Here is a 2204-nt window from a genome sequence, read left to right on the forward strand (position 1 = left end):
GGCCGCCTGCTCGGCCCCGGTCAGGCGGTCCCGCCGGAGCGGTCGCAGCACCGCCCGACCCGGCGGGCGCAGCCCGGCCGCGCCGAGCAGCGCGCCGGAGGCCGCGAGCTGGACGTTGCCGAACGTGTCGACGAGGACCACCTCGGTCTCCACGGTCCCATCCGGGCGTAGCCGGGCCAGGGCCGCCCGGGGACGGACCAGGGTCGCCGGCTCCACCGGCTCACCGACCTCCTGGAGCGGTGTCCCGCGCGCCAGGGCGGCAGCCACCGGGGCGAAGACGTCCCGGCCGTGGAACGTCGCGGGGGTTGCGGGCCGCGCCGCCAGCGTGACCGCGGCCTCGATCCCCCCCAGCCGCTCGGCCGCGGAGATCAGCAGGCCGTTGTCGGGCCCGACCAGGTGACCGCCGACCGCGCGCAGTGCCAGGGCCCGGCGCGACGTGCCTACCCCGGGATCCACCACGGCGAGGTGCACCCCCCGAGGCAGGGAACCCACCGTCTGGGCGAGCACGGCCGCCCCCCGCCGCACGTCCCCCGGCGGCACCAGGTGGGTCACGTCGATGATCCGGGCGTCCGGCACCGTCTGCAGGATCACCCCGTGGCAGGCTGCGACGAAGCCGTCGGCGAGTCCGTAGTCAGTGGTGAAGCTGATACACCTCACCGGCTCAACCTGACGTCAACCCGATGGCTGACGTCAACCCGATGGTCCGGAGACGGACGCCTCGCCGAGCCCGGTGCCGTCCCGGCCCGGTGGGTCCGGATGGCCGTGCACCCAGCCCTCGTCATCCACCCAGCCCTCACTGTCGACCACCCGGTGGGGATCGGCCTCCAGGGCCAGCAGTTCGCCCGCCGCCGACTGGCCCGGATCATAGCTGACAGGCCGGTCGCGTTCGGGCGTCGGACCGCCGTTGGCGATGACCACCGCGACCCACGGAATGATCACGGCCATCACGACGGCGACAAACCGTAGCCAGCCGTGGAAGGCGACCACGGCGAGCACGAAGCAGAGCATCCGGAACATCATCGAGAGGAGGTAACGCACCTCCCGCCGATGGATGTCCCACTGCCGCGACCGGGCCGCGGACGTGATCAGGACCGTGTCCTGCCGCCTGAACATCACGCGTACACCTCGATGGCTCTCACTCCCCGACCGGTGCGCCGCCCCGTGCCTCCAAATATCCTCCTCACCGGCGCCCGGGGAAAATGCCGGCGGCAGGCGTGCGACGGTGCGGACCAGGAACCACGGCGTCCGCCGGGCGCCGTGTCGGACGACACCATGTCAGCTAGCACCATGTCAGGTGACACCACCTCAAGTGACAACATGTCAAGCAGTATCATGTCAAGTGGCACCATGTCGGACGGGAATCCGGCCCGGATCCGCCGACCGGATGAACAGCCGGTCGTGTGCACCCGTACGGTGCACCAAGCTGTGCCAGAACGTTCATGTAACGGTCGGCTGGCCGTCTGCGGCACGGCTCCATGCCCTGCCACCGTGCTCGTGTGCGCATAGCGGTGATCACCGAGTCGTTCCTCCCCCATGTTGACGGGGTGACGAACACGGTCTGTCGAGTGCTGGAACATCTGCGGGACCGGCAGCACGAGGCGACGGTCATCGCGCTGGCTCCGGCGCCCGCCGCCCGACGGCACGCAGCCACGCCGGTGCTGTGGGCGCCGTCGGCTCCCCTACCGGGTTACCCGGCGTTTCGCTTCGCAGTCCCGTGGCCCGGGCTTCCCGCCGCCTTACGGGAGTTCAACCCGGACATCGTCCACCTGGCGGCGCCCGCCGGCCTCGGGGCGCAGGCGGTGTTCGCGGCGCGGCGGCTCGGCATACCGAGCATCGCCGTCTACCAGACGGACATCGCCGCGTTCGCCGCCCGCTACGGGCTGGCCACCGCGGAACGCACGATCTGGCACTGGCTCGCCATCGTACACCGGCTCGCGGCCCGGACCCTCGCGCCGTCCTGGGATGCCGTCGACACCCTCCTGAGCCAGGGCGTGCAACGGGTCGCCCGCTGGAGTCGGGGGGTGGACCTCGAACGTTTCCACCCGGCGCACCGGGACGACGAGCTGCGCCGCCGCCTCGCTCCGAACGGCGAGGTCCTGGTCGGCTACGTCGGCCGGCTGGCCCGGGAGAAGCGGGTGGAGCTGCTCGGAGCGGTGTCCGACATCCCGAACACCCGGCTCGTCGTCGTCGGTGACGGCCCCTCC

At 72.0% G+C, this 2204-nt stretch carries 3 protein-coding genes; 1 reads left to right on the forward strand and 2 read right to left on the reverse strand.

All coding sequences use genetic code 11. From position 1 onward, the window contains the following. Both AC08ON_RS10990 and AC08ON_RS10995 read right to left on the reverse strand, forming a co-directional pair. Positions 1-657 (reverse strand): SAM hydrolase/SAM-dependent halogenase family protein (locus tag AC08ON_RS10990; protein ID WP_476616905.1); only part of this gene is annotated, 657 nt, incomplete at its 3' end. Between the two features lie 33 nt (positions 658-690). Further along, on the reverse strand, positions 691-1113 hold the full coding sequence (locus tag AC08ON_RS10995) for a DUF3099 domain-containing protein (protein ID WP_476607463.1): 423 nt from the start codon (positions 1111-1113) through the stop codon (positions 691-693). 395 nt (positions 1114-1508) lie between these two features. Between AC08ON_RS10995 and AC08ON_RS11000 the strand changes: the two genes are divergently transcribed. Then, on the forward strand, positions 1509-2204 hold a 696-nt coding region (locus AC08ON_RS11000; RefSeq protein WP_476616906.1), incomplete at its 3' end, for a glycosyltransferase.

This window comes from Frankia sp. CoWAU3, assembly GCF_977971855.1.